We start from the raw sequence: 24,116 nt of genomic DNA on the forward strand, positions 1-24,116 counted from the left end.
GCGAGCCGATTCCGCGGCGGCCACCACCTGTCGGCACCCCGGGCAACCGATCGAGTGACGTCCGGCGGCGCGGGCATGTCGGCCGTGCGCTCCCGGCGCCGACGGTCGAGGCTGGAGACCCATGAACACGTCACCCATGCCCTACACCCAGTTGGACGAGCGTTACAGCGACGAGGAGGCGGCCGCCGTCCCGTGGCCGACGGCCGTGGCGGAGCTGACCGGGGCGGAGCTGTACTGGCTCACGACCGTACGTCCCGACGCGCGCCCGCACGTCACGCCGCTCATCGGCGTCTGGGCGGACGGCGCGCTGCACTTCTGCACGGGTCCGCACGAACGCAAGGCCGAGAACCTCCGCGGCAATCCGAACGTCGTGCTCACCACCGGCAGCAACTCCCTCCACGGGGGCCTCGACCTGGTCGTCGAGGGCGAGGCGGTCCGGGTGACCGACTCGGGGCGGTTGCGCGCGCTCGCCGAGGCGTGGGAGGCGAAGTACGGCTCGGAATGGCACTTCGACGTCGGCGACGGCGTCTTCGTCAACCCCGAAGCCGGGGAGGCGGTGGTCTTCGCGGTCGCCCCGCGCACGGTCTTCGGCTTCGGCAAGGCCCCGTACAGCCAGACCCGCTGGCGCTTCGCCTGAGGTCCGGCGTCGCCGGGCGGGCTGCAACGGGGCGCGTGCGCCCGGACAGGGACAGGGCCTAGAGGCTGAGGGCGTCCTCCGCGTTGTCCATCCAGGCCGTCACGGAGTTCTTGTCGGGCGAGACGTAGAGGCCGGGAGTCGACGCCTTCAGCGGGGTCTGTTCCAGATCCGACTCCGTGTTCATGGTCAGCTCGATCGAGTTGACGGTCTTCCCCTTGCCGTCGTTCGCGCCGCCCATCAGTCCGGCGTACGCCGACTCCCCCGGGTCGAGCCTGATCGCGTCCTCGATACCGGGAGCCGTGCCGCGCTCCGTGGCCTGACCGTCCAGGTCCCCGAAGGTGACGATCGGATGCCCCAGAGCCCTGCACGCCTTGGTGCCCTTGTTGGTGATCTTCAGCAGGTAGCTGCTCGTCGTGGGCTCCGCCAGGGTCGCGGTGAACTTCACGTCGAACGTGCTGCACGGGAAGACGTCGAAGTCGGGGTCGGTGGACGGCTTCGGCAGCTTGGCCGGCTTCGAAGTCGTCGACGGCTTGGCCGATGCGGTCGGCTTGGACGGCGTCGACGGTGCGGCCGGCGTCGCGGACTTCGCCGGGCTCGCGGTCGACCCGCCGGCCCCGCCCCCCGCACCGTCCTCGGTGGGCCCACAGGCAGTCAGGGCGGCCAGCGCGGATACGGCGGCGAGGACGACTGCGGTTCTGCGTACGGTGCTCATGGTGTGGTTCCCCCCGATGAGGAGCGCGAAGTGCGCCGGACTGGGCTGGACTGAGCCGGACTGACTGAGCCCAGCGTCCCGCAGAACCTTCACAGCTTGGTGACGGTGTCTTGCCGAGTCCACCACGATCGGCTCGGCCCGGTCCTCGTGTGATGTTCGTGAGGGGTCGGCTCAGGTTCGGGGGGCGATCTCTTCGAGGTCGTCGATGGTGCCGGACATGATGACCCGGACGTGTTCGGTGAGGTGCTCTGCGGGCCAGTCCCACCAGGCGAGGTCGAGGAGACGGGCGATGTCCTCGTCGTCGTAGCGGGTGCGGATGAGTCTGGCCGGGTTGCCGCCGACGATCCCGTAATCGGGGACGTCGTCCACGACGACGGCCCCCGAGGCGACGACCGCGCCGTGCCCGATGCGTACTCCGGGCATGACCATCGTGTTGTAGCCGAACCAGACGTCGTTTCCGACGACGGTGTCGCCCCTGCCCGGCAGGCCGGTGATCAGGTCGACGTGCTCGGCCCAGGAGCCGCCCATGATGGGGAACGGAAAGGTCGAGGGGCCGTCCATGCGGTGGTTGGCGCCGTTCATGATGAACCGCACTCCGGTACCCAGCGCGCAGAACTTGCCGATGACCAGCTTCTCGGGCCCGTAGTGGTAGAGGACGTTGCGGGTCTCGAACGCGGTCGGATCGTCGGGGTCGTCGTAGTAGGAGTACTCCCCGACCTCGATCAGCGGCGAGGTCACCAGCGGCTTCAGCAGGACCACCCGTGGCTGGTCGGGAAACGGGTGGAGCACCGTCGGGTCCGCGGGAAGGCGGTTCATGGCAGTCGCTTTCGGTCGGCAGCAGCTGGCGGATGCCCCCATTCTGCGCATGACGCACGGTCACTCCGCCGATGTACCACCGAGACCCTGCCCCGGGGCCCGTGCCCAGAGCGTCCTGTGGGTCGCGACCACGCCGACGACCGGCACCCACGCCCCGTCATCGGCAGGCGAATGTCGCCTGCTGCGGCGCTAGCATCTGCGTCCATGGTGAGACCCGAGGAGAACGGCCGTACCCCAGGGACGGCTTCCGGCGCCTGGCGCGCCACGGTGCTGAAGCAGGAGCGGCGCAAGGCCGGCCCGCCGGCGTACGAGCCGTCGCACCGCCAGGGGCAACCGCTCGCCCGTCGGGACGACCTCCGCGTCCACGGCACCGCCGGGAAGATCAGCTGCATCGACGCCTCGGGCCGCACCCGCTGGACCACGCCCTGTTCCGGCATTCCCAACGCCGCCCACATATCCCGCGGCCGTGTCCTGGTCACCACGGACTCCCTCGCGTACACCGCCTGGGGCAACCTCGGCCCCGCCCTGCTGCTCGACCTCGCGGACGGCACCCTCATCACCGAACTGCGCGGAGAACGCGGCGCGGCCTTGGGCGGCGGCCGTTTCCTCCTCGGCCTGGAGGGCTACGACGCCTTCGACACCTGGGAGTACGACCGCGACGGCACCCTGGTCGACTCCTGGCGCAGCTACGGCCACTACGTCATCGGTACGGGCATCCGCGTCGTCGAGACCGACCGCCACCTGCCCACCCGCAGCCGGGTGGTCCGGCTCCTGCCGGGCGGCACCGTCGAACGCGGACCGCTGCTCTCAGACCCGCTGACCCCGCGGCCGCTCGTCCTGTCGGACGGCACCATCCTGATCCTCGACTCCGGGGTGCTACGGGCCGTCAGCCGCCGGCTGGAGGACACCGTCCTCGCCGAGCTGCTCCCCGTAGCCCCCGAAGAGACGTGGCGCTACCACGGCCGGCTCGACCGGGCCGGTGACAAGCTCACGGTGTCCCTCACCGAACGACACCCCGACCGCCCCGGCAAGCAGACCGTCCACAGCTGGACCCTGGTCCTCCACCCGCCTCGATGAGCCGTTCAGCGGCAGAGGGCCGTGTCCACGACGCTCTCGAGATGCTTGGTGGCCGCCCCGTCGGTCGGGATCGCGGTCACCGCGATGCTGACGGCGCGGCCGTCCTCGGTGACTCCGCCCCGGGACTCGTACCCGGGGATGTCGCCGCCGTGGCCCCAGTAGACACCGCCGCATGACAGCGGCCTGCTCATGAGCCCCAGTCCGTAGCCGGCGCCGGTGTCCCCGATGGGGACGGTGGTACGCATCTGGGCGAGCTGGGCCTCCGGAAGGAGGCGGCCTTCGAGGAGCGCGGCGTAGAACCGGTTGAGGTCGGAGTTGGTGGAGATCATCTGGCCTGCCGCCCAGGCCACGGAGGGGTCGATTTCCGTGACGTCGCGCAGCGGGGCGCCTGCCGAATCCCGGTGGTAGCCCTTGGGATGGGCTTCTCGGATGGACATGTCACCGGAGGCGGGGAAGTAGGTGTGGCGCAGCCCGATGGGCTTGATGACGCGCTGGTCGATCACCTCGGCGAGGGGTCGGCCGGTGACCTTCTGGATGATCAGGCCGGCCACCACGTAGTTCGTGTTGCTGTACGCCCACTTCGTCCCGGGGTCGAAGGCGGCCTTCTGCCGGAAGGCGATGTCGAGGAGGTCGCGGGGTTCGAAGTACCGGTGCCGGAGGATGTCTTCGTTGACGAGGTGTTCGTAGTCGGGAAGTCCACTGGTGTGCTGGAGGAGTTCGCGGACCTTGATGCGGCCTCCGTCGATGCCTTCTCCGCGGACGACCCCCGGCAGGTACGTGTCGACCTTGGCATCGAGGTCGATCTTCCCTTCGCCGACCAGTTGCAGGGCGACCACCGCGGTGAACGTCTTCGTGCTGCTGCCGATCCGCACCTGACCGTCCCGGGGCACGTTCGCACCGGTGGCGAGATCGCCCACCCCTGCCGTGTAGGTACGGGTGCGGCCGTCACTGCCCCTGACGCTCGCCAGGGCGGCGGGCAGGCCGTCGGAGTGCACCAGCGCGTTCAGACCCTGCTGGACGTTGTCCGGCCTGGTGGCGGCGGACGCCACGGGCGGCGCCAGGACACCGATCGTCATGACACCGACGACCATCGCGGCCGCGACGGCTCTGCGCCGGCCGCTCCCCTGCCGGTTGGAAGAACCGAACCTTCGCCCTGATGCCTCGCGCACGAGTCAACTCCTACGGAATCGTTGGGAAACCAGCGGTACGTGTACCGGTCCCAGCTTGTCCGGGTACGGCCGACCGCGACGATCCCGCTACCCGCCCAGACCTTGGTGGGGCTAACCCCCGGTGCGCCGGAAGTCGGGAGTTACGAGTCGGGAGTTGCGCGTTGCGAGTCGGGAGTGGGGATTGGGGTCACCCGGCCGGGGTTTGGAACTCCCGAATCTTTTCGGCGGCGGAGAATACCTGTTGCCCGCCGGCGTCAAAAGCCGTCAGGTCTTCCGCGGTCCCCGGCTTCAGCGCGTAGGCGAAGAAGTACTTTCCCTCGTGCGCGGTGATATCGATGGCCTGAGATTCACCGGACGTGGATCGTGCCACAAGGCGGGCGACACTGGGATCGGCCGCTCCATAAACCAGGAGCATGCTGGAATCCAGCCCGTCCAGGGCGATGTTGACCGGAACCTCCTTGGAAACCGGAGGTTCGCAGCCGCTGCCGGCCGGGTTTTCGCCGACGGTGGCCTGCGTGCAGAGCTTCCCGTCCGCGGAGACGAGGTCCACCCGCCAGCTGATGCCCTCCATCGCGCCCTGGCCGATCACGGCGACGTGCCTCTGGCCCAGGACCGTACTGGAAGGGGGCCGCCCGGAGGCCGGACCCGCGTCCGTGCACCCCGCGAGAGCCGTCACGAGACAGAGCGAACCGGCGAGGCGGCGCCACCGCGGAGTCACTGCATTCCCTCCCGTATCCGTGGAGCCCGGCCGGCCCGGGTGATGACCGGGGCCGGCCGGCCGGTTTGCAGACGACGTGCCTGGTCTAGGCGGTGTGGGCCGATGCGCAGGGGGCCGAGGCGTCGCCGCCGCTGTTGTTCTTCCCGTACCAGCGCAGGTAGTAGGCCGTGCTGGTGCTCACTCCGATGCCGCGGGGGTCGGTCTGGTACTGCCCGTCCGCCCCGTAGCTGTAGCTGGAGAAGACCTTCGAGCTTCCGTTGGTCTTGACGAGCTGGGTGTAGAAGCTGCGGGCGGCGCCGCCCGCGCAGCCGCTGCCACCGATCCGGATGGTGCCGGAGGAGGGCACGAAATCCGCGCTGGCGTGATAGGAGCCCGAGCCCCACGACTGCGAGAAGGCACTCGCGGGTGATGCCGCGAAGACGAACATGCCGGCGGCCGCTGCGGCAACAGCGGCGACACGTGTAGTGCTACGCAGAATTGTCATGCAAAGGATTCTCGAGGTGCTGCGTGGCACCGCCAAGCGGTTCCCTCACCAATGGCCCGATCACGCCTTGTTGACACCGGCCCCACCCTGCCGGAAAAGGGAAGTCGGAATCAGCGGCGCAATCGATGGCGCATTCCGGATGGCCGCTTCCCGGACGGGGCCCGACCCTTCCGGCCATGCGTCGGGGGCCGGGCCGTTTCGCGCTCAGTCGCGTTCGAATCCGTGCGAGTGGCCGATCACGGAGAAGCCCCGGCGTTCGTACCAGTGGCGCGGCCAGTCCGTCGCATCGGCGGTCAGGAAGCGGGTGTCGCAGCCCCGGTCGGCGGCGAGGCGCAGGGCGGTGCCGAGGACGGCGTCGGCATAACCGTGCCTGAGGTGGTCCTCCGAGGTCATCAGATCCTCGATCTGGGCCGTGCCGGTCGCCGGGTCGAGGTAGAGGTCGGCCCATGAGGCGACCTCGCCGTCCGCTGCGCGGGCGCCGATGAAGTGGACCGCGTCGGCACCGCGGCGGCGGACCTCGCGTCGGTCGACGAGGTGGAGCAGGACCTCGTCCTCGACGGTCGGGAGGAAACCCCGCCAGCGCCGGGTGAGGGGGATGCGCAGGGCGTCGAGGTCCACCTCCTCCGCGGGCCCGCCGACGGGCGGCACCGGGCCGGTGTGCAGCATGACCAGGTAGGTGGAGTGTGTGTACCCGGCCCGGATCAGCGGCTCGGCACACGCCCTTCCGGCTTCGTCGTCCAGTACGGAGACCAACCGGTGCGGCAGGTGCCCCAGTGCCTCCTCCGCGAGGGCGGGCAGCGCCTCGGGGTCGATCTCGTCGACGGGCCCGTCGATGACGACCTGGTTGTTCGCACGGGAGTGTGCGAGGGCGTCGTCGTACACGGCGAACCCGCCGGGCAGCTCGACGGAGCGCGCGGCCTGGCGGCGGGTGAAGGCCGACACGAAGGCGTTGATCTGCTGAAGTTCTGGTCCGGGCATGGGGGGAGCCTACGCATCCGCAGGCCGGGCCCGCCTTCGAATACTCCGGGGCCGGGCGTGGACGCATGAACCGGACGTGTGAGACTCCTGCGAGCGCTGCCGGGACGGACCTCGTCCGGCGGCTCGGCAAGGGGTGGGGCGCACGTGAACAACAAGGTCAAGGGGTTGGCGGTCGTCACCGCCGGGCTCGGCGTACTGGTGGCCGGGGGCCTGCTGGCGCCGGACGGCGAAGGCTCCGCCGACCTCGGGGCTGGAAGGCGGAGCCGGCTTCGGGCGGGCCGCCGTACACGGGGCCGGAACCGGTGCAGGAGGAGGTGCTCCAGGACCTCGGGTCCGCGACCGGGTCGGCAGGCGTGGGTGCCGCCATGGCCGGTGACGGCGTGGTGAACGCGTCCGAGTGCGTCGCCGCCCGAAATCACTCCGCCGAGACGACCGGCACACAGATGACCGTGATCGTGGACCGGCTGGCCGCCCGCGGTTGGCGCGTCACCGAGCGCCGAGCCACCCCGGCGGCGGTGGCCCTGTCCAAGGGCGCCTGGAAGCTGGTCGTCGCCTCCAAGCCCCCGAGCGGCACGCCCGTCCTCTCCCTCATCGCGATCCACGACACCCCCGCCTGCGAGGAACAGCTCGCCGCGCCGTAACCCGTCTCTCACCGGTCATCGGACCACCGGCCACCCTCGAGGTCTCCCAGGGGCCCTGGACCACGGCGTCCCGGACGTCCGGGCAGCTGGCGCGGGGCATCACCGACGACCTGCCCTGCCTCACGGCCACCCACGAGGGGCTGACCGCGGGGACGGTCGGCCTCTCCGCCGTGACGGCCCTGAGCAGCGTGCGGTTCTCCTGGGAGGAGCTCCTGAAGACCATCCGGCAGGAGTGCGCCGACCTGACGGAATCTCCCGATGACCGTGCAACAGGCCGCCGAGCGCGCCGACGCGATCCTCGACGCCACCTTCGCCGCCGTCCGTCCCCCGGTGTGCTGGACCCACCGGGACAGTCAGGCGGGGACGCACACCACCGACCGGCGCAGGGCGATCACCACGATCACCGCCGAGGAACGCTCGGCGGCCGCCTCGGCCTGGTGGAGCGGCACTGGACGGGCCTGGGCTACACGCTGCGCGCGACCAGCCGTGACGGGCGGGCCGCCTATTTCGTGACCCCGGACGGATTCCAGCTGAGCGTCGTCGTCGGGTGGAAGGACCAGCCCCATTTCCGGGTCACCACCCCGCCCGCCGAACCGTCCGAGGTGGCCCTGCCGACGACCCCGCCGCACGGCCCCGACTACCGCCACAAGGAGGTTCCGGAACCGGACCAGTTCCACCCGTTCTGGTCGCTGCGGGAGGCGCCTCCGACCTAGTCGCCCCTGGTCCCGTTCACCCGGCCGCGGGCGGCTTCCGCCGGCCGGCCGCGTCGAGGAGCAGTTCCGCGGCCGCCTTCGCCCCGTCGGGACGGATCGTGTCGGCCACGGCGCTCGCGCGCGCCGCCGTTTCCGGGCGCAGGGCCGTGGTGAGCGCCGCGGACACGGAGTCGAAGGTCGGCGTCGGGCCGTAGTGCGCCGCGCCGATGCCCAGTTCGGCCACGCGGGCGGCCCAGTAGGGCTGGTCCGCGATCCGGGGGATCACCACCTGGGGCGCGCCGGCCCGGGCCGCCGTCGTCGTGGTGCCCGCGCCGCCGTGGTGCACCACGGCGGCCACCCGGGGGAACAGTGCCTGCTGGTTGACCTCGCCGACGACGAAGCAGTCGGCGTCGTCGTCGATCGGGGACAGGCCCGCCCAGCCGCGTGCGAGGAGTACGCGGCGCCCTTGCGCGCGGCTCGCTTCGATGGCCACCCTGGCGATGTCCTTCGGGGCGTGTGCGGCCATGCTGCCGAAGCCCACGTACACCGGTGGTGTGCCCGCGTTCAGGAACGCCTCCAACGCGTCCGGGAGCGGGCGGTCGTCGGGCAGGATCCACGCCCCGGTCTGCACCAGGTCGAGATCCGTCATGCCCTGCGAGGGACACAGCGTCTCGTCGGCCGCCAGCCACGGCTGGTCGGTGAAGACGTGGTCGCGGACTCCGTCCACCGGCGGCAGTCCGATCGCCGCCCGGTGGTCGGCCAGCGCCTCCCCGTACAACGCGTCCACCCTCCGGGCGTCCTGCTCCCACAGCACCCGGTTGTCGGTCTCGCCCTGCGGGGACGGCTCGCCCGGCCGCGCCCCCGGCGGGAAGTGCCGCGACGGCAGTCCGAAGACGTGGAAGCACGCGAAGACGTACGGGATGCCCAGTTTCTCGGCCACGTCCCGTGCACCGGCCGGCATCAGACCGGTCGCCAGCAGCACGTCACATCCCTCGGCCGCCGCGGTGAGCGTCTCGAACCGGGCGGCGACCAGCTCGGGGGCGAGCCGGAACGCGTCCTGCGCCGTGGGCGGCTTCGTACCGGCGACCACCGAGTGCACCGTCGGGCCGAGCGGCACCAGCGGTACGCCGACACGCGCCAGCAGCGTCGCGAACTCCTCGTCCGGCGGCGCGCACACCACCGCCTCCGCGCCGAGTTCCCGCACTGCCACCGCCAGTCCCGCCAGCGGTTCCACATCCCCGCGCGACCCCCAGGTCGACAACAACACACGCACTTCGCACTCCCCGTTTCCGCAGGTTCCGGCTGTGAGCCGCTGATTTTGCGGTACGACCCGGGTCTTGCCGCAAGCCCCCCAGTGCGCTATAAGTTGAGAGTGGCGAGGAGAGGTTTCTCCTCGCCTTTGTGTTTTTCCGTCCCCGCGCAGGGTGCCTACTCGGGCTGCGCCGCGCCGTCGCGCTTGTCCTCCACGTGGACGACGTGGAGTTCGGTCCCGTCCCGATGGCGCTTGGCACGTCCGTGGAGACCGACGGCGAGGTCGGACCCGTCGTCCGGTTCGTCGGGGCCCACGTAGGTGAGTACGTCGTGGTGGTGGCCGGTGACGACCCACCCTTCGGCGTGCTTGAGGTCGAGCACCGCGAAGTCCGCGGCCGCGGAGCCGACGCCCACGGGGCCGAATTCCCTCAGGATCCCGGTGGCCTGCTCGGCAAGCTCTCCCTCCGGAGCGGTCAGCACGACGCAAGTGCCCTGTTCGAACAGCACCCACGAGTTGCGGGGGTCGATGAGGATCCGCCGCCAGACGTCTATGAGCATCTCGGTGTTCATGGCGGTCATCCTGCCGCAGAGTGCCGGCGCGGGGCCGCCGGTCCGCCGACAGCGCTGCCGCCCGGCCGTGTGATCATGTCCGTCCGCACATACGCACCTCATGGGGGGACCATGCGCACCCGCACCACCACGGCCACGACCGGCCTCGTCGCCGCGCTCGCGGCGCTGCTCGTCCTGGCCGGCTGCACCGCGCCGAAGGAGAACCGGGGCACAGCGGCGAGCTCGGCGGCTCCCGTCCCCGCCCAGAGCAGCGGGCCCGGGTCCTCGACCAGTGCGGGCACGGGGTCGGGGGCCGGGTTCGAGGGGCCCCGGCCGCAGGATCAGAACCTCTTGGCGTGGACCGGCGACCCCAACGACGCGGGGCACGTCACCGCCCAGTCGGCCGCCGGGGTCGGCGGGCGGATCACCCTGGTACGGATCGTCCTGCGCGAGCAGATCACCTGGTCGAACATCTGGCTCGGCCTGGCGGGCATCGACCCGAACGCCCAGCTGTCCAACTGCTACCTCGGCGTGTACGACGCCACCGGCAAGCTCGTCGCGGCCACCCCGAACATCTCTCCCCAGCTGATGACCGACGCGATCGCCAAGCCGCTGGCCCTCGGCAAGCCGTTCACCGCCGCGCCCGGGACCTACTTCATCGCCCTGCTCCTCAACGGGAACTGGGCGACCAACGGCCTCACCCTGAAGTCCACGGGCGCCGGCATCTCGGTCAATGCCGGTCTGACGCCGCCCAGCCTCCGGTACAGCACCCTCCTGACCGGTCAGACCTCACTGCCGGCCGCCGTGAACCTGGCCGAGCAGTCCACGAGCACCATCAACACCGGCTGGGCCAGCCAGTGGTACGCCATCTCCTGAACCCTCAGCGCGGCGTAGTGAGGCGGGGCCGACCGCGAGCCGGGCGCGGCGGAAGCTGCGTCGCGGCGATCGCGGCGAGCGCGAGGCCGAAGCCGACGAGCTGGATCGGGCCGAGCGTCTGGCCGAGCAGGACCACGCCGAGGACGGCGGCGACCAGCGGCGAGAGCAGGACGAGAACGGCGACGGAGCCGACGGGCAGGGCGGCGACACCGCGGAACCAGAGCCCGTAGGCGACCAGACCGCCGGCCAGGCCCAGCCAGAGGTAGCCGAGGGCGGCGGGCGCGTCGATCGCGGGAGGCGTCCCCTCGACGAGGAGCGTGACGGGCACCAGAAACACCCCTCCCGCCGTGAGTTGCCACCCGGCGAACGCGGTGGGACCGACCTCGGCGGGCCGTCCCCAGCGTTTGGTCAGGGTCAGCCCGAGCGCCATCGAGGCCGCGCCTGCCAGGCCCGCCGCGATCCCGATGGCGTCGAGTGCCGCGTGCGGCCCGATCACCACCAGGCCGACGCCGCCGACGCCCACCACGCCCCAGGTGAGGCGCCAGGCGGACGGGCTCTCGTGGAGGACGGTCACGGCCAGGACGGCGACCATGAGCGGCTGGGCCGCCGCGACGGTCGCGGCGACGCCGCCCGGCAGGCGTTCGGCCGCGATGAACAGCAGCGGGAAGAGCAGCCCGATGTTCAGCACGCCGAGGACGGCGGCCTTCCCCCACCACGTGCCGCGCGGCAGTGTCCGGGTGAGGGCGAGCGCGACGAGGCCGGCGGGCAGCGCACGCAAGAGGCCCGCGAACAGCGGGTGTCCCTGCGGGAGAAGCTCGGTGGTGACCACGTACGTCGTGCCCCAGGCCAGAGGTGCGAGCGCCGTCAGGGCGGTACGGGACAGGTTTCCGTGGGGAGCGGCCGTGCCGGCTCCGCGGCTGCCGGTCAATGCGCTGGGACGTGTCATGTACGCAGTCTCAGTCGACGCGATCAATGAGTCCAACACATGTTTGTCAGCTCATCGATCTCGATACAAGATGGATCCATGGAGCTCCAGCAGATGCGTTACGTCGTCGCGGTCGCCGAGACCAACAGCTTCACCCGGGCCGCCGAACGCTGTCTGGTCGTCCAGTCCGCGCTCAGTCACCAAATCGCCCGCCTGGAGGGGGAACTGGGCGCGCGGCTCTTCGAGCGCACCAGCCGCCGGGTGCGGCTGACGCCGGCCGGTGAAGCGTTCCTCCCGGCCGCCCGTCAGTGTCTGGACGCCGCCGAGCGGGCGGCCGCCGAGGTCGCCGCGGCTGTCGGGGAGGTACGCGGACGACTCGCCGTGGGCCTGATCCCCACGGTCGCCGCGGTCGACGTCCCGGCCGCGCTGCGCGAGTTCCGCCGGCAGTACCCGCACGTACGCATCAGCCTGCGCGTGGGCGCGAGCGAGGACCTCGTCGAGCAGGTCAAGCAGGGAGCGGTCGACGTGGCCTTCCTCGGGCTGCCGACCACGGCGCGACCCCAGGGGGTCGCCGCCCGCGAGCTCGCCCGCGACCGGCTCGTCGCCGTGGTCGCGCCGGACCATCCGCTGGCCGACGAACCGGTGGTGGACCTGCGCAGGCTCTCCGCCGAGGTGTTCGTCGACCTTCCGGCGGGGACGGCCGGAAGGGTCCAGTCCGACCTGGCCTTCTCGGCCGCCGGCCTCGGCCGTGACGTCGCCTTCGAAGTGACCACCGCGGACTTCATCGCCCGACTCGTCGGGCAGGGCCTCTGCGTGGCCATGCTCCCCGCCGCCTACGCGCCCCAGCTCGCCGGGGTCGTCACCATCGAGGTCTCCGACGCGCCGGCCCGCGTCGAGTACGTCATCTGGAGCGGCTCCAGCCGCACGCCCGCGGCGACCGCCTTCCTCGACGTACTCGACATCGCGGCGCAGGACGGCCTGCCGGCCTGACGGCCTGACCATCACGGTGGCCGTGCAGCTGTGGGCGATATATGCCGGTGGCTGACCTACGATGCTGGCATGAGTGATCGCGCGATGCAGGAACCGACCCTCCTCCTCCTGACCGCGCTCGCGGACGAGCCCCGCCACGGGTACGCGATCGCGCGTGAGGTGGAGTTGATCTCGGGCGGCCGCGTCAAGATGCGGACGGGCACGCTGTACGGGGCCCTGGAGCGGCTCCTCGGCCAGGGACTGATCGAAGTCCGCGAGGAGCAGATCGTCGACAGCCGGCTCCGCCGCACCTACGGCCTCACCGCCACGGGGCGGGAGAGTCTGGCCGCCGAGGCGGAGCGGATCGCCGCCACCGCGCGCGAGGCCGCCCGCCGCCTGGGCGTCTCCGGCGAGACGGCCACGGCGTGAGCCGTCACCTGCTGCGCCTGCGGGTGGGGTCAGCGCACCGCGGCGGACGCCCCTTCGCGGCCGCGGCGCCCTTCGCGCCGGCCGCGACGGGCGCGCACGCCGCCTTCCGGCTCGCCTCGACCCTCAACAGCGCCTACGTCACCGGGCGCCCCGACTTCCGGGACCCGATCGGGTAAGCGGTCAACGGCTGTTACCTGCTGACCCTCGTCGGCGCCGTCGTCGCGCTGAGCGGCCGGTTCGCGGCCGGGACGCGGTGGATGTTCGCCGGAGCGGCCGCAACCGCGGGCTGCCTGCTGGTCTCGGTGCTGCCGGGCGCCCTGGACATGCCGCTGGAGCACGCGGCGTACCTGGCGCCGCCCTTGGCGGTCGCCGCCCTCCCGCTCCACCGCCCTCCGGACCTGCGCCCGACCCGTCGCATCAGGAGCACCGCGGGCCTCATCGCCCTGCTGGATGCGTCCTGGCTCGCCCTGCTCTCCGTGGCCGCCCTGGCCGTGCACCCGTGGCGTCGTGGCGGGCCGGGCACGGCCGGCCCCGCCTGAGCCGTGCCGGGTCGGTGGCCGTCAGGCGTCGATCGTGCTCACGCTGACGCGGATCTTGGACTGGCCGTGGCCGAGTTCCTCCCAGTCGTCCATGAAGCGTGCCGCCAGCCCGTGCCGGGCGGCGAGGTCGACGAGGGTCTGGGTGCGGTAGTAGAAGTCCTCGCGCAGCACCTGGTGTTCGGCGCCGGTGGTGCGGTCGAAGGTGAAGTCGAAGTGACCCCCGGGCGCCAGGACGCGGCCCACGTGGGCGAGGCATTCGTCGATGACGTCGATCGGTGAGTGCGAGAACACGCTGTGGGCGTGGACGACGTCGAAGTACCCCTCGGGGAGGAAGTCCAGCGTCAGGTTCTTGGTGATCGTCAGGTGCGGGACCTTGGCCTGGAGCCCGCGTTCGGTCAGAGTGCGCTTCGCCGCGATGAGGGTGTCCGGCGAGATGTCGATGCCGTAGTAGTGGCCCTCGTCGAGGTAGTCGATGAAGCGCCAGCCGGCGCGGAGGTTTCCGCAGCCGATGTCCAGCATGCGCGATCCGGGCTTCAGGCCGTGCCCGAGCAGGTAGTCGAACTGCATCTGCCCGAGTGCGAGCCAGCGTTCGTGGGTCTGGCTGCCGACGGCCGCCTCCGGGTTGCGGCGGGTGTCCGAGGCCATCACGGCCCGGTAGTAGCTCACGTGGTCGGGGTGCTTGAAGGCCAGCCAGCGGTCACGGGCGGCCCGCTTCAGGTACGGCGCGATGCGGTGCGGACGGCTCGCGGCGTAGCGGACCTTGTGGACGAGGGACTCCCGGTTGGCTGTGAGGTTCTTCCTGGTGGCCATGGGTACTCCGTATCCGTCGCGGGACGAGCTTCCGGCGTTGGGCAGGCGCCGCCCCGCCGCCGGAAGGATCTTCGGGTTCAGGTCTCCACCATACGTCGGTGACCGACATATATAAATCATCTGACTGTGGTGTGCGGTCAGGGAGCGAGGATCGCCGAGGCCGTGGTCCGCCACCCGGCGACCGTCCTGGCCACGAGGTAGAGCACGCGCACGCGCTGGAACTCGCGCCCGCCGCTGTCATTGCGCGCCCAGGTCACCTCGATGAGGGCCGACCGCTCGTTCAAGGCCCGGACTTGGGGATCGAGTGCCGTACTGCCGCCGTAGTCGGCGTCCCGCAGGGTCTGCAGCTCGTTGGCGAGCGCGGCCGCGAGCGCGCCGTCGGAGGCGAGCACCACGTGGACGGCGTCGGTGGTCATGGTGATCGGTACGGAGAAGTAGTCGAGCAGCGGCGCCGGGTCGGTACGGCCGGCGGAGGCCAGGCCGATGAAGGTGCTCACGTACTGGTCGAACCAGGCCCTGACGTCCGCCTCGACTGCGGAGAGATCCGTGTGCGGCATGAGCTTCCTCGCTCTCGTGCAGGGCCGGGTGCGGAGGGTCCGAAAATGTGTGGATTTCGGCGATATCACCCAGATTGCCACTGGATGCTCCGTCGGCCTACGCGCCGCGCCCACCGGCCGCAGGCCCCCACCCTTCGCGGAGGCGACCCGGTTCATCGATCCCGAGCGCTCGTGGGGGCCTGGCCGCGGGCGTCACTTCGTGACAGCGGGCTCCTCACCGAGCAGCCGGGTGCGGAACAGGTCGAGGACCGTGTCGAGCGCCTGCCGCGTGGGCTGTCCCGGCTCGTCGACGAGATGCCCCGTCAGGACGGCGTGCGGCGGCAGGGGACTGGCGGGGTTCGCGGCGCTGTCTTCGAGTTCGATGGCCACGAAGGCGTCGCCGAGCTCGCGCCGCAGGTACGCGAAGCGGTCGCCGGGGACCAGCCGGTCCCCGCGGAAGCGCAGGCCGAGCACCTGGAGCCCGTCGCGCTCGCAGCGTCCGCGGACGACCGCGAGCTCCTCGGGGCTGATGTCGATGGCGCCCGCACGGCTCGCGGTACACGCCAGCGGGAGCGACGGCTGGGACAGCACCGGGGCGACCAGTCGCTCGTCCGTGGCCATGGCCAGGGCGAATCCGCCGGTCAGGCACATGCCGACGGCGCCGACCCCCGGGCCGCCACAGCGCTCGTGCTCCGCGGCGGCAAGGGCGCGCAGCCACCGCACGACGCGCGAACTGCGTCCCGTGGCCAGCACGGTGAACTCACGGCTCACGCACACCTGCCACAGGGACGATGCCATGGCGCGGCCCACGGTCGGCCAGCCGGCGGCGCCGGGGCTCGCCTCGCGGCCGGGCACGCCGAAGAGGACGGGGAGTACGGCCGTGCAGCCGGTCGCCGCCACGCGTTCGGCGAACTCGATGACCTTGGGGGTGATGCCCGGGATCTCCGCCATGATGATCACGGCAGGGCCCGTGCCCCTGCGCAGCACCCGGCGGGTGGCGCCGTCGTGGGTGAACGTGGACGATGTGAAACCGGTCAGGTCGTGGTCTGACACGCGCCTGCTCCTTTGGTCGACTCTCCTGGGCCACCCTGAAGTTACCGATAAGTAGAGGCTGGTGGTCAACGGATGGAGCCGAGGCGCGAACCGAGCACGGGCACGCCGGCGCGAGAGCTGGCGCCGGCCGGGCTGGCGACGGCGGCCGGGTACGCCGCCGAGGGCGCGCCCTCGTACGCGCGGGCCTTCCAGGTCGTCGTGAACGTCGAGGTCGAACCGCGGGCCACCGTGCCGCGCAGGGCGCCGGAAGCATCCGCGCGGGCGGACCGCCTGTGGCTGGAGCACGCGCGGGCCGCTGCCGTCATCGACGAGGAGGGCTGCTTCCTGGTGCGCGGGGCCGATCAGGACTGGGTCCGCGTGCGCCTCACCGCGCGCACCGCGCTCTCGGCCGCGCTGCCCCCGAACGGTGGCGGCATGATCATCGCGATGTCCCCGGACGGCCGGCGACTGTGCGCGCTCACGGAGGAGGACGAGGACTACTGGATCGTCGTCCACGACTTCCACGCGCATCGCGCTTCGCCGGCGGACGGTTGACCTCGGCCGAAGTCGATCCCCTGCGTTCGTGTCAGGGGCGGGGGTCGCGCCAACGGCCCCCGCCTGCGCGTTTTCCGGACCGTGGCGCCCGCGCGAGCGGTGGCGAATCTTCAGGGATCCGCCGCAGGAGCAGTATGCGCCGCGCGGTGGTTGTTCAGGGCGGCGGGTTCTTCGTGAACGACTCCGGCCGCCCGGGGTGGCCTTGAGCTGGGAGGATCCGCGGGCCGGCGAATTGTTCACGGCCGTGGGGCCGGGCCCGGGAAATGTTCGGCAGGGCGGGCATCACGGAAATGGCGGGCATGTCCGCTTATCCACAAGTGGTGTTGCCGGATGCCGCGCTCGGGCATGGTTGAGGAGCGCCCGCGGCCTCATGGGCCGTGAGCGGACAGCCCGTAGCGCCAACTGCGGGCCCGCGCAGGCGCGATGCACTCCCTCCGGACCGTTGCTTTCGAAGGAGTTCTCCTCGTGGTCATTTCACCGGTTTCCCTCCCGCGCCCCTGCGGGCGCCCCTCCGTATTCGGTGTGAAGATCGTCGTGGTTGTGGTGGTGGCCGTGGTGACGGCCGTCATGGGCGGGCTCGGGTACTCCCCCGGCACGGCGCTCGGCGTGATCGTCATGGTGACGACCACCGCCCTGGAGCTGGGCCGCCGGATCACCGCCGACGGTGGCGACAACGGCGACCGGCCCGACCGGATCGGCCGGTAGGGCCGTGGGCACGGGGCGGCGGGGGCGGCCACAGCGGCCGCTCGACACCACCGTCCCGGCCCTGGCGGAGCTCGCGCAGGAACTGCGCGAGCTCCGTGCCGCGGCCGGGCTGACCCTGGACAACCTCTACACCCTCACCCACTGGAGCAAGGGCGCGCTCAGCGCGGCCACCACCGGGCGGGACCTGCCTCGCTGGGAACTCGTCAAGGCGTGGGTGACCGCATGCGATCCGGACGCCAACCTGGACCTGTGGCAGGCCCGGCACCGTCGTGCCCGCGCGCAGTACGAGCGGACCCGCCTCGTCCTGCCCGCGGGCGCCCCGCCGGCCGGCCGTACCGAGCCCGCGCGGCCCGCGCCGGACACCCCGGCCGGGCCGCGGCCCAGCTCGCTCGAACGGGACGCCTGGCGGACCCTCGCCCCCGACCGGCGGCCTTGGGGGGTCGCCGCCCATCCGGCCCCGATCCCGCTGCGCTTCACCACCGTCGGACCCGACTTCACCGACACCGGATCCGACGCCGTCGATCTCACCGGCCGCTACGACCAGATCGGGGAGGTCTTCGCCCTCACCGGTACGCGGCGCCTGCTGGTCCTCGGTGACCGCGGCAGCGGCAAGACCCAGCTCGCCCGCCATCTGGGCACCCGGCTGCTGACGTCGGACGGCAGCGGGAGCAGCGGTGGGGGCGGCTCCGTGCCCGTGGTGCCCGTCCTGGTGTCCCTGCGCGGATGGCGACCCGAGCGCGGCCCGGACAGCCTGCTCGCCTGGATCGCCGACGCGCTCACCGGCTGTACCACCGAGGACGTCCGGACCCTCCTCGGGCGGCACCGGCTGCTGCCCATCCTCGACGACTTCGACAGTCTGACCCTGCGTCAACGCGGCCGGGCGCTGCACGCCTTCAACCAGTTGCCGCAGCAGGCTCCTTTCGTCCTCGTCAGCGGGTGGACGGAGTTCACCCGGACCGTGGAGCAGACCGACACCGTCATCGCCGGGAGCGCCGGCGTCCGGCTGCTCCCCGTGGGCGTCGACGACCTCGACGGCTGGATCCAGCGCAGCTCGCGCTCCCGTACGAAGGAGCAGGAGTGGGCGCCGGTCCTGGCGGCGCTCGCCGCCCGCCCGGACCTGCCGGCCGCCACCGTCCTCGCGGACCCGACGCTGGCGGGCGCGGCCAGGCTGCTGTACACCGACGGCCGGGCCGTCCCGGCCGAGCTGGTGGCCGAGGACGCCACCGTCGAGGCCCTCGAAATCCGGCTGGTCCAGCACCTCTTCGGCTCGTTCCCGCCGTACCGCCAGCACGGTGGCATCGGCGGGCACCAGCTCCAGGAACAGCACCGCCACCAGGCGCTGCACCTGCTGGCCCGCCGGGAGCGGGAGGAGGAAGGGCCCGTCGGTGACCTGCGGGTGCTCTACCGGGGGCGCCGTCCCTCCCGCCTCCGGGCCGGTGTCCAGGCGGTCCTGCTGTGTCTGCTGTCGTGGGTCTTCCTCAGCCTCGTGCAGGCGGGCGACGACTCGAACGCGTACGCCGCGTCCCCTTCCTCCTCGCCGGTCGAGGCGCTCGTCCCGGGGGTGATCGTCGGGGTCGGCTGGTACGTGTACCTGCGGCACCGGCTGGACCGCAGGGCCGCGCGGGCGGATCCCATCGGCCGGGTGCGGTCGTGGCTGCTGCGGGCCGTCCCCGCCGGGGTGGCCCTGGTCCTCGCGACGGCGGTCGGTCCCGATGCGGACGCCGAACGGGTCGCCCTGGTCGCGGCCGCGGCGCTGCTGGCCATCGCGGTGTGGCTGGCCGAGGAAGGCTCGCGCCGGCCGGCGCCGCACTGGTTCCTGGCCGAGCTGGCCGGCGTGCCCCTGCTGATGTTCGTGGTGCTGCCGGGGTTCACCATCGGGGCCCTGCCGGTGCTGCTGCCGGTGCTGCTGGGCGTCACGGTGACCGGGCACTGGCTGCGGGCGGTGCTGACGTCGCGCTTCGCGCTGTGGGGCCTGTACCCGGGGGTCGTGCTCGGCCTGCTCGCCGATGCGACGGACCCGGACGTCCTGCGGGCCGGGCGCAACGGCTGGTCCTTCACGCACCCCGCCGTGGCGCGGTGGTACCGGAAGGCCGCGGTCGGCTCGCACGACGCCGAGAACACTCCGGAGCCGGTCCCCGGTCCGGGTCCGGGTCCGGGTCCGGGTCCGGGTCCGGCCCGCCGTGGAGGGTGGCCGGGCCCGGCGGGATGAGGGGGCCCGCCGCCCGACACCGGCGGCGGGCCCGCCCCCGTACTGCTAGGCGGTCGGTGAGAGGACGGTGTCCTCCGGTTTGCGCGCCGTGGGCTGGGTGCTGCCGGCGACGATGAGGGCGAGTAAGACCGCGGCCGCCTCGCTCTGCAGGATCCGGGCGGCCTGCTTCAGCCGGCCGGAGTCGGGGACCGGGATGGACAGGGCCACGCACTCCGCGTTCGGGCCCGCCGTGATCGGTACGGCCGCGCACACCGTGCCGAGCGCGTACTCCTGGAGGTCGAGGAGGGGGGCGTTGGGCGGGCGGGCGTCGAGCTGGTGGAAGAGGGCCTGTTGGCAGGTGAGGGTGTGGGCGGTGAACCGGGTGAGCCGGTGGCGGGCCAGGTGGTCCTTCCTGTCGTCGTAGTCGAGCTGGGTCAGCAGTGCCTTGCCCACCGCGGAGGCGTGGGCGGCGGCACGGAAGTCGACCCACTCCTCGACCACGGGGGTGGCGGGGCCGTCGGCGTACTGGGTGATGGAGACCTCCCCGTCGGTGTAGCGGGCGACGTAGACGGCGGCGCCGACGGCGTCCCGCACCCATGCGAGGGTCTCGCGCAGATGCCCGAGGTCCTCTCCGCCCCCCGAGTCGGTCAGGAGGAGGGCGTGGCCGGCGAGGTAGGCGTCCGGTCCGATGGGTGTGGCCAGGTTGGCTCGGATCAGCTGTTCCACGGCGCGGGCGAGGACCAATTGTGGCAGCTTCGTCTCACGGGCGATCTGGGTCAGGTTCACCCCGCCCGAGTAGCGGTTGATGACTTCCAGGACGCGCAGCGCCTGGTGGACGGATTCCAGTGCGGCGGGCGCCGGGCGCCCTTCGGGGGTCCCACGGGCCGCGTGGGTCAGGTGTGGTTGTTTGAGTGCTTCGAGGGCCCATGCGTTCGCCTCCTCCGTCAGGTGGAGGGGGTTGAGCCGGGCGTTCTGCGCGACGGCGACCGCGACCTGCGGGCCGGGGGTGAAGACCTCCCCCAGGTCGGGGTGTTCCTCGTACGGGTGGGCCATGAGGGCTTGGCGCAGCCGCGCGGGCAGCCGCAGCGGAGGGCGCCCGGCCCGACCCGGGCCGGCGGCGAGGGCGGTGAGGTCCTGGGTGGTGATGGGCGGAGAGGTCCAGATGACCGAGGCTTCGAGGGCTTCTTCGAGGTGTTCCGGGGCCGGCGGAAGGGTCGGCAGGTGTTCGTCGGGGGGCAGGGTCTGGGCCTGGTGGTTCCAGTAGCGGGCGGTCGCGACCTCGGCGCGGGCGAGGTGGTGGAGGTAGAGGCAGCGGGCGGCGGTCTGCGAGCCCGCCCCGGCCGCGTACTGGAACCAGAACTGCGCGGCGTCCGTCCGGTCGGCCAGGTGCAGCAGGCAGCCGAAGAGCAGGGCCGAGTCCGGGCCGTGCGGCCAGGAGTCGGCGTCCAGGGCGAGTTCGGCGAAGTCCCGGCTCTCCACGAGGGACCACGTGAGGTCGTCCAGGCCGCGGGCGGCCCGCACGTGGCAGGCGGCGTCGAGGACGAGGTCGTCGGTGGCGGCCCAGGCCGGCTGCCCCCGGGCGGGCAGGGCTCCGCCGGTGGCGGTTCCGCTCGCCGAGCGGGCGCGGTCGGCGACGATCCGGCGGGCGATGCGGCGCCGGGCCGCCCCCTCGTCGTATCCGGCGTACTCCTCCGCGAGTACCGCCGCGTCCTCCAGGGCCGCGTCCAGGTCGCACAGCGGCATGTCACGGTTGCAGGGCATGTCGCTCACTGGTCCTTCTCCTCTCCGGGGATCCAGTCCACCCCGAGCTTGCGGGACAGGGTTCGGCGTGCGCCGCGGATGTGCGAGCGGACCGTCGCGGGGGTGATCCCCATCATCCGGGCGACGGTGTCGGAGTCGTTTCCGAGGAGGAAGGCCAACAGCACCACGTCGTACTGTCGTTCGGACAGGCCCGCGATCGCCGCGTACAGTCCGAGCTTCGACTCCAGCAGTTCCAGCCGCTCTCTCGAGGACCGGCGCAGCGCGGCGAACCAGGCCGTCTCCACCATGGCCACCTGGCGGCCCAGGACCGCGAGCCGCCGTTCGACGTGCTCGCGCAGCACGGCCCACGCGAAGCCGTGGAGTGACGCCTCCTTCAGCGCCTGGCGCCACACCTTCAGCAGGAAGGTGAACACGTCGTCGACGACTTCTTCGGCGTCCTTGGGGTTCCCGAGCTGCAGGTGGGCGTAGCGCAGATAGGCGCGGTGCTGTTGGGAGTGGAACGCGGTGAACTCCACCGGGAGCACTCCGGCCAGCTCGCTGGAGACCGCCTGGTCCCCCGATGGATCGAATTCGCCTTCGCTCATACGCTCCCCCACGGCTGTTCATCGCTCCCCGCCGGGGCGGCGGGGGCGGCCACATCGGCCGCGGCGACTACGGGAAAATCGACTACGGGAAACACACGACAACGGACCGCGATGGCGGCTAACTGCGCGAGGGCGACCGTCTCGGGAACATTCACTTCGGCGCGAAACCTTCCAAATGGACCATGCTTAACCGGCGTGCCTGCCCCCGGACCAGCAGCCGCGGAGCGCCGAACGCGCTCCCACTCACCACCCCATCGGAAATCGAGCCGGATCGTGCAAGCCGGTCCCGGAAAATCTTCGGAAGGAAGCGCATCCGCCTTCGCGCACGCCCCGGTCCGCCCGCGCACGCCCCCGGCACACCCGGCCGCGCCGCCTTCGCCGATGTGCGCCCGCACGGGCTCCACCGCTGTTTCTTTCACACGATCGGATGTCGCTACGGCCCAATCCGGTGGGACACGACCGGACTCCCGCGTCGCCGGGGCCGGATGCCTGCATGGTGAGGCTCTCGGCGCGCCGGTACTCCCCGCGCGCGCCAGTCGAAGAGGAAGGGCCTGTATCCGATGGCGTTCGCGAGGAGTCTGCTGCCCACCGTGCTCTCCCTGGCGCTGACCGGTCTGCCGGCCGCGCTCCCGGACACCGCGAAAGCCGCGGCCGCCGCGCTGTACGACGGCCAGGTCCGCCACGAGACCGCGCTGTTCAGTGTGAAGGCCACGAACAACGCGGCCGCGCAGGAGTTCACGGTGACCGGCACCCGGCTCTCCCGGGTGAGCGTGTGGCTGGGCAGCGGGGCGGCGACGGGCACGGTGACCGCCCAGATCCGCCGGGTGCGCTCGGACGCGGGGTCGGTGATCGCCTCGCGGACCCTGAACCTCTCCGCCCTGGGCGGCGCCGGGGCCGGCTGGGTCGAGTTCCCGGTCGACGCGGCCGTCACCCCGGGCACCACGTACTACCTGTTCCTCCAGGCGAGCACCGCGGAGAACAAGCCGATCGCCTGGTACGGCACCACGCGTTCCGTGCCCGGCTCGCTGACCAGCTGGAACTACGACAGGGCGTACTGGGGCGGCTGGCACGCCTACGCCTCCCGGCTGGCCTTCCACGTCAACCCCACCGGCAGCGAGCGCTGTGGGGAGACCGAGCCCTGCTACGTACCGACCTCCGCGCTCGCGGCCCGTACCTCGGGCCTGCTGACCAACCGGGTGGACACCGAGGCCGTCCTCCCCTCCTTCGCCGTGGGCGCCTCGTACGTCGACGGGAGCAACGTGCTGCGCCTGCCCTCCGGCCGGTGGCGGTACCTGCCCGACGGGGCCTCGGCGTCGGCCGTCGTGGAGGCCGACGACCCGGGCGCCGTCGCCCAGGTCAACGAGAGCCGTGCGTGGCTGGCCGCGGGCAGGGTGCCGGGGACCACCGCCGCGCAACGGGCCGCGGCGCAGCGCGCCTTGCTGTCGATGCGGGCGCTGCTGAAGCCCAACGGCGCGTTCGCGGCGGGCTGGTCGCCGCCGTGGGAGTACTCCTGGCCGCGCGACGGAGCCTTCGCCGCGGCCGCGTTCGCCGCCACCGGGCACGACGAGGAGGCGTACCGGATCCTGGACTACGACGCGCTCACCCAGCGGGCCGACGGTACCTGGGAGGCCCGTACCAAGCTGGACGGCAGCGGGCCGCCGGACGCGCGGAAGTGGCAGCTGGACGGCAACGGCTGGGTGCCGTGGGCGACGTGGCAGTGGTACCAGGCGGCGCCGGCCGGCAGCAGGGACGAACGGCTGAGCCGGCTCTACCCGATGGTGCGCAAGGCGGCCGACTACGCGGCGGGGTCCCTGGGGCCGGACGGGCTGCCTCCGGCGTCCCCGGACTACTGGGAGCTGGACACGACGACCGCCAACATCGGTACGGCCGCGCCCCTGCTGGCCGGTCTCAACGCCGCGGCCGACCTGGCCGCCCGGCTGGGCACGGCCGAGGACGCGGCGCGCTGGGGGGACGCGGCGCGGCGGCTCTCCGCCGGGATCGCCGCGCGCTTCGCCCCGCTGGGGTACCAGCGGACCGTGGACGGCAGGCACGGCCGGGACAGCGCGGTGGCCTTCATGGCGCCCCCGTTCAACGCCGCCCCGCCCGGTCTCGGCGCGGCCCTCGACTCGACCTACCGGGCGCTGCTGCTGCCCAACGGCGGCGTCTCGCCCGGCAACGACCCCTCCTTCAGCTGGGGGTCGTACGCGTGGACGGCCAGCACCTCCTTCTTCGCCCTCGCCTGGTCCGGTACGGGCGAGCAGGCGAGGGCCGGACGGGTGCTCGACTGGGTGCTGTCCAAGCGCAACGGGCTGGGCGAGCTCCCCGAAACGGTGAACGGGGCCGGGCTGCCGTCCTCGGTCGCACCGCTGGGCTGGACGGACTCGCTGGTGGTGCTCACCGCGCTGGCGCTGCAGGGTTCTCCGCAGCCGACCCCGCCGGCCGCGGCGGCGCGGGCGGTCACGGGCGGCCGCTGACTTGGCGGG

Annotated in this window: 27 protein-coding genes; 13 read left to right on the top strand and 14 right to left on the bottom strand. The window is 72.3% G+C overall.

Annotated features, from left to right (window positions below):
* The first annotated feature begins 121 nt into the window (after positions 1-121).
* The gene (locus AB0D29_RS24985; protein ID WP_362857177.1) at positions 122-637 is read left to right on the top strand and encodes a pyridoxamine 5'-phosphate oxidase family protein; all 516 of its coding nucleotides are present in this window, start codon (positions 122-124) and stop codon (positions 635-637) included.
* 58 nt (positions 638-695) lie between these two features.
* Here the strand turns inward: AB0D29_RS24985 and AB0D29_RS24990 are convergent, their stop codons facing one another.
* On the bottom strand, positions 696-1,349 hold the full coding sequence (locus tag AB0D29_RS24990) for a DUF4232 domain-containing protein (protein WP_362857178.1): 654 nt from the start codon (positions 1,347-1,349) through the stop codon (positions 696-698).
* Between the two features lie 171 nt (positions 1,350-1,520).
* Positions 1,521-2,165 (bottom strand): CatB-related O-acetyltransferase, encoded by a 645-nt coding sequence (locus tag AB0D29_RS24995; protein WP_362857180.1) that lies wholly within the window; start codon positions 2,163-2,165, stop codon positions 1,521-1,523.
* Between the two features lie 204 nt (positions 2,166-2,369).
* On the opposite strand from AB0D29_RS24995, the gene AB0D29_RS25000 reads away from it, so the two are divergent.
* On the top strand, positions 2,370-3,242 hold the full coding sequence (locus AB0D29_RS25000; RefSeq protein ID WP_362857181.1) for a hypothetical protein: 873 nt from the start codon (positions 2,370-2,372) through the stop codon (positions 3,240-3,242).
* A gap of 5 nt (positions 3,243-3,247) precedes the next feature.
* Here the strand turns inward: AB0D29_RS25000 and AB0D29_RS25005 are convergent, their stop codons facing one another.
* The 4 genes from AB0D29_RS25005 to AB0D29_RS25020 form a co-directional block, all read right to left on the bottom strand.
* On the bottom strand, positions 3,248-4,318 hold the full coding sequence (locus AB0D29_RS25005; protein ID WP_362857182.1) for a serine hydrolase domain-containing protein: 1,071 nt from the start codon (positions 4,316-4,318) through the stop codon (positions 3,248-3,250).
* Positions 4,319-4,598: 280 nt separating this feature from the next.
* A complete protein-coding gene (locus tag AB0D29_RS25010; protein ID WP_362857184.1) occupies positions 4,599-5,000 on the bottom strand; it encodes a hypothetical protein in 402 nt (133 codons plus the stop codon).
* Positions 5,001-5,214: 214 nt separating this feature from the next.
* On the bottom strand, positions 5,215-5,613 hold the full coding sequence (locus AB0D29_RS25015; RefSeq protein ID WP_362857185.1) for a hypothetical protein: 399 nt from the start codon (positions 5,611-5,613) through the stop codon (positions 5,215-5,217).
* Between the two features lie 204 nt (positions 5,614-5,817).
* Positions 5,818-6,591: a GNAT family N-acetyltransferase gene (locus AB0D29_RS25020; RefSeq protein ID WP_362857187.1), complete on the bottom strand. Its 774-nt coding sequence runs from the start codon at positions 6,589-6,591 to the stop codon at positions 5,818-5,820.
* Positions 6,592-6,893: 302 nt separating this feature from the next.
* Between AB0D29_RS25020 and AB0D29_RS25025 the strand changes: the two genes are divergently transcribed.
* Together AB0D29_RS25025 and AB0D29_RS25030 are read left to right on the top strand one after the other, a co-directional pair.
* On the top strand, positions 6,894-7,232 hold the full coding sequence (locus AB0D29_RS25025) for a hypothetical protein (protein ID WP_362857188.1): 339 nt from the start codon (positions 6,894-6,896) through the stop codon (positions 7,230-7,232).
* A 437-nt stretch (positions 7,233-7,669) separates the two neighbouring features.
* Complete coding sequence (locus tag AB0D29_RS25030) at positions 7,670-7,945, top strand: hypothetical protein (RefSeq protein WP_362857189.1); 276 nt, start codon at positions 7,670-7,672, stop codon at positions 7,943-7,945.
* Positions 7,946-7,961: 16 nt separating this feature from the next.
* Here the strand turns inward: AB0D29_RS25030 and AB0D29_RS25035 are convergent, their stop codons facing one another.
* On the bottom strand, positions 7,962-9,197 hold the full coding sequence (locus AB0D29_RS25035; RefSeq protein ID WP_362857190.1) for a glycosyltransferase: 1,236 nt from the start codon (positions 9,195-9,197) through the stop codon (positions 7,962-7,964).
* Between the two features lie 155 nt (positions 9,198-9,352).
* Entirely contained in the window at positions 9,353-9,745 is a 393-nt protein-coding gene (locus AB0D29_RS25040; RefSeq protein ID WP_362857192.1) for a hypothetical protein, read from the bottom strand.
* 111 nt (positions 9,746-9,856) lie between these two features.
* On the opposite strand from AB0D29_RS25040, the gene AB0D29_RS25045 reads away from it, so the two are divergent.
* The gene (locus AB0D29_RS25045) at positions 9,857-10,600 is read left to right on the top strand and encodes a hypothetical protein (protein ID WP_362857193.1); all 744 of its coding nucleotides are present in this window, start codon (positions 9,857-9,859) and stop codon (positions 10,598-10,600) included.
* Between the two features lie 4 nt (positions 10,601-10,604).
* Here AB0D29_RS25045 and AB0D29_RS25050 read toward each other — a convergent pair whose 3' ends face one another.
* Positions 10,605-11,546, bottom strand: coding sequence for an EamA family transporter (locus AB0D29_RS25050; protein WP_362857194.1), 942 nt, complete (start codon positions 11,544-11,546; stop codon positions 10,605-10,607).
* 78 nt (positions 11,547-11,624) lie between these two features.
* On the opposite strand from AB0D29_RS25050, the gene AB0D29_RS25055 reads away from it, so the two are divergent.
* The 4 genes from AB0D29_RS25055 (at position 11,625) to AB0D29_RS25070 (ending at position 13,462) form a co-directional block, all read left to right on the top strand.
* Positions 11,625-12,515: a LysR family transcriptional regulator gene (locus AB0D29_RS25055; protein ID WP_362857195.1), complete on the top strand. Its 891-nt coding sequence runs from the start codon at positions 11,625-11,627 to the stop codon at positions 12,513-12,515.
* Between the two features lie 69 nt (positions 12,516-12,584).
* Positions 12,585-12,923, top strand: coding sequence for a PadR family transcriptional regulator (locus AB0D29_RS25060; RefSeq protein ID WP_362857196.1), 339 nt, complete (start codon positions 12,585-12,587; stop codon positions 12,921-12,923).
* The gene (locus tag AB0D29_RS25065) at positions 12,920-13,099 is read left to right on the top strand and encodes a hypothetical protein (RefSeq protein WP_362857197.1); all 180 of its coding nucleotides are present in this window, start codon (positions 12,920-12,922) and stop codon (positions 13,097-13,099) included. Before AB0D29_RS25060 ends, AB0D29_RS25065 begins: the two co-directional genes overlap by 4 nt.
* An 81-nt stretch (positions 13,100-13,180) precedes the next feature.
* Positions 13,181-13,462: a hypothetical protein gene (locus tag AB0D29_RS25070; RefSeq protein WP_362857199.1), complete on the top strand. Its 282-nt coding sequence runs from the start codon at positions 13,181-13,183 to the stop codon at positions 13,460-13,462.
* Positions 13,463-13,483: 21 nt separating this feature from the next.
* Here AB0D29_RS25070 and AB0D29_RS25075 read toward each other — a convergent pair whose 3' ends face one another.
* The 3 genes from AB0D29_RS25075 to AB0D29_RS25085 form a co-directional block, all read right to left on the bottom strand.
* Positions 13,484-14,272 carry a class I SAM-dependent methyltransferase gene (locus AB0D29_RS25075; protein ID WP_362857200.1) on the bottom strand — a complete coding sequence of 263 codons (789 nt, stop codon included), beginning with the start codon at positions 14,270-14,272 and terminating at the stop codon, positions 13,484-13,486.
* Positions 14,273-14,409: 137 nt separating this feature from the next.
* Positions 14,410-14,829, bottom strand: a complete 420-nt coding sequence (locus AB0D29_RS25080) for a hypothetical protein (protein WP_362857202.1) — start codon at positions 14,827-14,829, stop codon at positions 14,410-14,412.
* 192 nt (positions 14,830-15,021) lie between these two features.
* Positions 15,022-15,861 (bottom strand): dienelactone hydrolase family protein, encoded by an 840-nt coding sequence (locus tag AB0D29_RS25085; RefSeq protein WP_362857203.1) that lies wholly within the window; start codon positions 15,859-15,861, stop codon positions 15,022-15,024.
* A gap of 72 nt (positions 15,862-15,933) precedes the next feature.
* On the opposite strand from AB0D29_RS25085, the gene AB0D29_RS25090 reads away from it, so the two are divergent.
* From AB0D29_RS25090 to AB0D29_RS25100, 3 genes are all read left to right on the top strand, one after another.
* A complete protein-coding gene (locus tag AB0D29_RS25090; protein WP_362857204.1) occupies positions 15,934-16,395 on the top strand; it encodes a hypothetical protein in 462 nt (153 codons plus the stop codon).
* 465 nt (positions 16,396-16,860) lie between these two features.
* Positions 16,861-17,100 carry a hypothetical protein gene (locus AB0D29_RS25095; protein WP_362857205.1) on the top strand — a complete coding sequence of 80 codons (240 nt, stop codon included), beginning with the start codon at positions 16,861-16,863 and terminating at the stop codon, positions 17,098-17,100.
* Positions 17,101-17,104: 4 nt separating this feature from the next.
* Positions 17,105-19,309, top strand: a complete 2,205-nt coding sequence (locus AB0D29_RS25100) for a helix-turn-helix domain-containing protein (protein WP_362857207.1) — start codon at positions 17,105-17,107, stop codon at positions 19,307-19,309.
* A 45-nt stretch (positions 19,310-19,354) separates the two neighbouring features.
* Here AB0D29_RS25100 and AB0D29_RS25105 read toward each other — a convergent pair whose 3' ends face one another.
* Together AB0D29_RS25105 and AB0D29_RS25110 are read right to left on the bottom strand one after the other, a co-directional pair.
* Positions 19,355-20,134: an IclR family transcriptional regulator C-terminal domain-containing protein gene (locus AB0D29_RS25105; RefSeq protein ID WP_362857247.1), complete on the bottom strand. Its 780-nt coding sequence runs from the start codon at positions 20,132-20,134 to the stop codon at positions 19,355-19,357.
* Positions 20,135-21,054: 920 nt separating this feature from the next.
* A complete protein-coding gene (locus AB0D29_RS25110) occupies positions 21,055-21,633 on the bottom strand; it encodes a sigma-70 family RNA polymerase sigma factor (RefSeq protein ID WP_319732568.1) in 579 nt (192 codons plus the stop codon).
* A 560-nt stretch (positions 21,634-22,193) separates the two neighbouring features.
* Between AB0D29_RS25110 and AB0D29_RS25115 the strand changes: the two genes are divergently transcribed.
* Positions 22,194-24,107, top strand: a complete 1,914-nt coding sequence (locus AB0D29_RS25115; RefSeq protein ID WP_362857208.1) for a hypothetical protein — start codon at positions 22,194-22,196, stop codon at positions 24,105-24,107.
* The last annotated feature ends 9 nt before the right edge of the window (positions 24,108-24,116 follow it).

Origin of the sequence: Streptomyces sp. NPDC048424, from assembly GCF_040651555.1 — a bacterium.
GTDB lineage: Bacteria > Actinomycetota > Actinomycetes > Streptomycetales > Streptomycetaceae > Streptomyces.